6 protein-coding genes are annotated in these 5,070 nt (G+C 61.5%); 4 read left to right on the top strand and 2 right to left on the bottom strand.

The annotated features are described in order from the left end of the window. On the bottom strand, positions 1 to 1,478 hold a 1,478-nt coding region (locus tag JNL55_RS30430; protein ID WP_415923190.1), incomplete at its 3' end, for an efflux RND transporter permease subunit. A gap of 62 nt (positions 1,479 to 1,540) precedes the next feature. Next, positions 1,541 to 2,671, bottom strand: a complete 1,131-nt coding sequence (locus JNL55_RS30425) for an efflux RND transporter periplasmic adaptor subunit (protein ID WP_293863434.1) — start codon at positions 2,669 to 2,671, stop codon at positions 1,541 to 1,543. 180 nt (positions 2,672 to 2,851) lie between these two features. Between JNL55_RS30425 and JNL55_RS30420 the strand changes: the two genes are divergently transcribed. The 4 genes from JNL55_RS30420 to JNL55_RS30405 form a co-directional block, all read left to right on the top strand. Further along, a complete protein-coding gene (locus JNL55_RS30420; protein WP_293863432.1) occupies positions 2,852 to 3,472 on the top strand; it encodes a TetR/AcrR family transcriptional regulator in 621 nt (206 codons plus the stop codon). A gap of 103 nt (positions 3,473 to 3,575) precedes the next feature. After that, positions 3,576 to 4,193 (top strand): carbonic anhydrase, encoded by a 618-nt coding sequence (locus JNL55_RS30415; protein ID WP_293863430.1) that lies wholly within the window; start codon positions 3,576 to 3,578, stop codon positions 4,191 to 4,193. After that, positions 4,183 to 4,638: a tRNA adenosine(34) deaminase TadA gene (gene tadA / locus JNL55_RS30410; RefSeq protein ID WP_293863428.1), complete on the top strand. Its 456-nt coding sequence runs from the start codon at positions 4,183 to 4,185 to the stop codon at positions 4,636 to 4,638. The genes JNL55_RS30415 and tadA overlap by 11 nt, the downstream gene beginning before the upstream one ends. 121 nt (positions 4,639 to 4,759) lie before the next feature. Next, on the top strand, positions 4,760 to 5,070 hold a 311-nt coding region (locus JNL55_RS30405; RefSeq protein ID WP_293863426.1), incomplete at its 3' end, for a TonB-dependent receptor plug domain-containing protein.

Raw genomic sequence — 5,070 nt, 5'->3', positions numbered from 1 at the left:
CAGCCGAAGAAACCACGACGAGTCGGGTGGCCATGCGTCGGCTTCAGCAGCTGGGCGCACAGCGCGGGCGTCAGCACCAACGCGACCACGACGGACAGAATCATCGACGACACGATGGTGATGGAGAACTGCCGATAGATCACGCCGGTGGAGCCGCTGAAGAACGCCATCGGCAGGAACACCGCGGACAGCACGGTCGCGATGCCGACCAGTGCGGGCGTGATTTCGCCCATGGACTTCAGTGTCGCCTCACGAGGACCGATCTGTTCCTCGCTCATGATGCGTTCGACGTTTTCCACCACCACGATGGCATCATCCACCAGTAGGCCGATGGATAGCACCATGGCGAACATGGTGAGCGTATTGATGGAATAACCGAATATTTGCAGCACGCCGAAGGTGCCGAGCAACACCACCGGCACGGCGATGGCCGGAATCAAGGTGGCGCGCCAGTTCTGCAAGAACACGAACATGACGATGATCACCAGCACGATGGCTTCGACCAGGGTCTTGACCACTTCCTCGATGGAAATCTTGATGAAGGCCGTGCTGTCGCGCGGATAAGTGATCTCGTAACCCTGCGGCAGCGAGGAACGCAGCCCATCGACGACTTGGCGCACGCCTTCCGCAGTCGATAGCGCATTCGCACCCGGGGCGAGTTTGACCGCCATGCCGGACGCGGGGTGGCCGTTGGAACGAGGCACGGCATCGTAGCTTTCGCTGCCGAGTTCAACGCGGGCCACATCGCCCAAGCGCACCGTCGCACCGCTGCTGTCGTGCTTGACGATGATGGCGCGAAACTGATCCGGCGTTTGCAGCTTGGACTGTGCTGTCACCGTGGCATTGAGCTGTTGGCCTGGGGCCGACGGCATGCCGCCGATCTTGCCGGCGGACACTTGAGTGTTCTGAGCTTGGATGGCCGAGCTCACATCGCTGGGCATCAAGTTATAAGAGAGCAACTTGGCCGGATCGAGCCAGATGCGCATCGCGTACTGCGAACCGAAGATCTGCACGCCGCCGACGCCGTGTACGCGTGCGATCGGGTCCTGCAGGTTGCTGACCAGGTAGTCGGCCAGATCGCTGGCGGTGGCAGTGTCGGTCTTGTCGAACACCGATACGATGATCAGGAAGTCGTTCTGCGACTTCACCACCGTCACGCCTTGCTGTTGTACGGAGGTGGGCAAGCGCGCCAATGCCTGTTGCACCTTGTTTTGAACTTGCACCTGCGCCGTGTCCGGATTGGTGCCTTGTTCGAAGGTGACTTGAATCTGCGCCTGGCCGTTGGAACTGCTCGAGGACGAGAAATACAACAAGCCGTCCAGACCGGTGAGCTGTTGCTCGATGATCTGGGTGACGCTGTTCTCGACGGTTTCGGCCGACGCGCCGGTGTAGGTGGCGCTGATGGCCACGGTCGGCGGCGCCACGTCCGGATACTGCGCCACCGGCAGCGAGTTGATGGAGGCGATGCCCGCCAACATGATCACGATGGCGATCACCCACGCGAAGATGGGGCGCCCGACGAAAAATTTAGCCCTCGTGCTTAGCCTTCCGATGCGCCGGAGGCAGATTCAGCAGCGGCGGCTTTGCTGGTCCCGACATCGACTGGATTCACGGTGTCGCCGACGCGCACCTTGCTGGTGCCTTCGACGATCAAGCGATCGCCTTCGGCCAGGCCGTTGCTGATCAACCAGCGATCGCCGATGGCGCGTTCGGTCACCAAGGTGCGCTGTTCGACCTTGTTGTCGGCGGTGAGCACCAGTGCAGTCGCGTTACCTTTCACGTCGCGGGTGACGCCTTGTTGAGGCGCCAGGATGGCCGTCGTGCTGACCGCCTGATCGAGCATGGCGCGTACATACATTCCAGGCAGCAGCTCGCCTTTGGGATTGGGGAACTCGGCGCGCAAGGTCACCGACCCGGTGGATTCGTCGACCGCCACTTCGGCGAATTTCATCGAACCCGGCTGGTCGTATTCGGAACCGTCTTCCAGCTTCAAACGCACTCGCGCGCGGCCGGACTTCATGCCGCTCTCGCCGAGCAAGCGGCGCAGCTTCAACAGCTCGGCGCTGGACTGAGTCATGTCCACGTAGATGGGATCGAGCGTCCGAATCGTGGCCAGCGATGTTTCCTGATTGGCCGTCACCAGCGCGCCAGGCGTCACCGTCGATTTGCCGATGCGGCCTGAGATCGGGGCGCGCACCTTGGTGTAATCGAGGTTGATCTGCGCGCTGTTGAGCGTGGCCTGCATCTGCGCCACCTGAGCAATCGCTTGCGCGTGCGCCATCTTGGCGTCATCGGCGTCCTGTTGAGAGACACCTTCGATGGCCAGCAACTCGCCGTAGCGTTGATCTTTCAAACGCGCCGAATCGACCGCGGCCTTGGCGTTCGCGAGCGAGGCCTGGGCTTGCGCAGCGCTGGCTGCATACGGCGCGGGATCGATTTCGTACAACACCTGGCCGGCTTTGACTTGCGAGCCTTCCTCGAAGCGCCGGAATTTGACGATGCCCGAGACCTGCGGTCGGACCTCGGACACCAAGAATGGAGTGGTGCGGCCGGCCAGCTCCGACTGCAGCACCAGCGGCTGAGGCTGCATGGTGATGAATCCGACCTCAGCGGCCGGGCGTTGGCCGCCCTCGGCTGCGTCCTTCGAGCAGCCGGCCAGCGTGACAGCCATTGCCGTGAACAAAACGGCAAGGCCGGCGCGGAGTTGCGTGGACGAGGCGGCGGGCGGACTGGACAGGGTAAAAGCCATTGGACTAATCTGCGCTCGAACTTGAGTGTGAACGTTCATTCTCAATAGTATGCCGGGCCCGAGGCTGAACGCCCAGGGGCAGAGTGTGAAAACATTGTGAACATGTCTGTAGTCAAGGAAAAGAAACGACCGGTCAAGGAGTTACGAGACCAACTCCGGCGCGACCAAATTGTTTCCGCAGCCCGTGCTTGCGTGGTGCGCCACGGCTTTCATGCCGCCAGCATGGGTCAGATCGCCGCCGAGGCTCAAATGAGCGTGGGCCAGATCTACCGCTACTTCCCGAGCAAGGACGCCATCGTGCGCGCCATCGTCGAGCGCATCGTGGCGCGACGGCTGGAATGGATGGTGGATCGGGATAAACACGTCAATTTCGCCGCGCGCTTTGCCAATCGCCATGACCAAGCCTCCGAGGAGGAGCGCAGCGAGCGCGTCCTATTGCTGGAAATTACTGCCGAGGCGACTCGCAATCCGGCGGTGGCGGAGATCGCGCGTGCCGCGGATCGTCGCCTGAGAAGCCAAGCCGTCGAGCTGGTTCGCGGCGGCTACCCAGAGCTGTCGGAGCAAGAAGCGGCCGTCAGAGTGGAGTTCGTTTCGGTGCTGTCGGAGGGTAGCGCGTTTCGCAGCCTGACCGAACCGGTTGCCGCCCCGGCGCTGCTGGAAAGCATTTACCGAGACACTTTGCAGAAGCTGTTTCCTCGCATGACGGACCGCGAACTGGGCTAGCAATTCGCATCTAACGCGACCTGGCCGCCCGGCGACGCTACAATCGCCCCCTTCAAAACCTACAAATCAGCCGGTACCAAACTGGCCCGGAGGGAGTGCACGAATGGTCTCGGCTCAAGAAGCGCTGCAACGCCTGCGCGATGGCAACCGTCGCTTCGTTGCCAGCATCGGCAGCGGCGAAATGCATCTGAACCTGGCGCGCGGCGTCGAGCTGACTCAGGAGCAACAGCCGCTGGCCATCATCCTGGGCTGCTCGGATGCACGCGTACCGGCCGAGATCGTGTTCGATCAAGGCCTCGGCGATCTATTCGTAATTCGCGTCGCCGGTAACGTGGTGGCGCCGTCGCAGGTCGGCAGCGTCGAGTTCGCGGCCTCGCGCTTCAATACTCGCTTGGTAGTAGTGCTTGGGCATTCGCGTTGTGGCGCCGTGCTCGCCACCATCGAAGAGCTGCAGCGGCCCAAAGAAAACCAGTCCATCAATTTGCGGTCCATCGTGGATCGGGTGCGGCCGTCGGTCGAAGGGCTGCTGCGCACCGAGTTGAAGCATGATCTGCATGCTTTGGTGGGCCATGCCGTGCGTTCCAATGTGAGCGCGTCGGTCGATCATTTGCGGCACGGCTCGGCAGTGCTCGAACAACTGATTCGTCAAGAAGGCTTGATGGTGGTGGGCGCCGAATATTCCCTGGAAACCGGGGTGGTCGAATTCTTCGATGGCGTCTGAGTCCGATGTTGCATTCATGGCGCGAGCGATTGAGCTCGCGCGTGAGGCTGAGCGTGCAGGCGAGGTGCCGGTTGGCGCCGTGATCGTGAAAGACGGTGTCATCGTTGGCGAAGGTTGGAACCGGCCGATCAGCACCAACGATCCCACCGCGCATGCCGAGATCGTCGCGTTACGAGCCGCGGCACAGCACCTGTCGACCTATCGATTGTTGGATACGACGTTGTATGTGACGCTCGAGCCCTGTGCCATGTGCGCCGGGGCCATGGTGCATGCTCGGGTGAAACGTTTGGTTTATGCCGCCACCGATCCCCGTGCCGGCGCGTCTGAATCGGTATTCAACATCACTCAGCATGCGGCACTGAATCATCGTTTGGAGTGTGCAGGTGGCGTGCTGGCCGAAGAGTGTGCGGCCATGCTGAAGGCATTCTTCGTCGCGCGTCGCTGAGTGTTTGTAATGTATCATCCCGCCTACCTCTCGCCCGCGGCCGTTCCAGGCCGCTAGCTCGTTCAGCCAGCGCGGTTCGTCTGAACCTGGCCAGCCATTCGTCAAGAAGCTGGAGTAGGACATGCGAATTACATTCAGAAATGCGTTAGCGCTGGCAGTTGCTACCGCCGCCGGCAGTGCCTCGGCACAAAGTAACGACGACCTGAGCAAGCAAACCCTCGAAACCGTATTGATCACCGCCAAACGGGCCGACCGCGTCAGCAAGGGCGCCACCGGTCTGGATATGGATATTGCCGATACGCCGCAATCCATCAGCGTGGTGACCCGCGAGCAAATGGATAACTTCGGCGCCGATGACATCAACGAAGCGTTGCGGCTGGCTACCGGCATCAACGTCGAAGAATGGGAAACCAATCGCACCAACTATATGGC

This window comes from Steroidobacter sp., assembly GCF_016790065.1.
Lineage (GTDB): Bacteria > Pseudomonadota > Gammaproteobacteria > Steroidobacterales > Steroidobacteraceae > Steroidobacter.
This window is presented reverse-complemented; position numbering and strand designations above follow the sequence as displayed.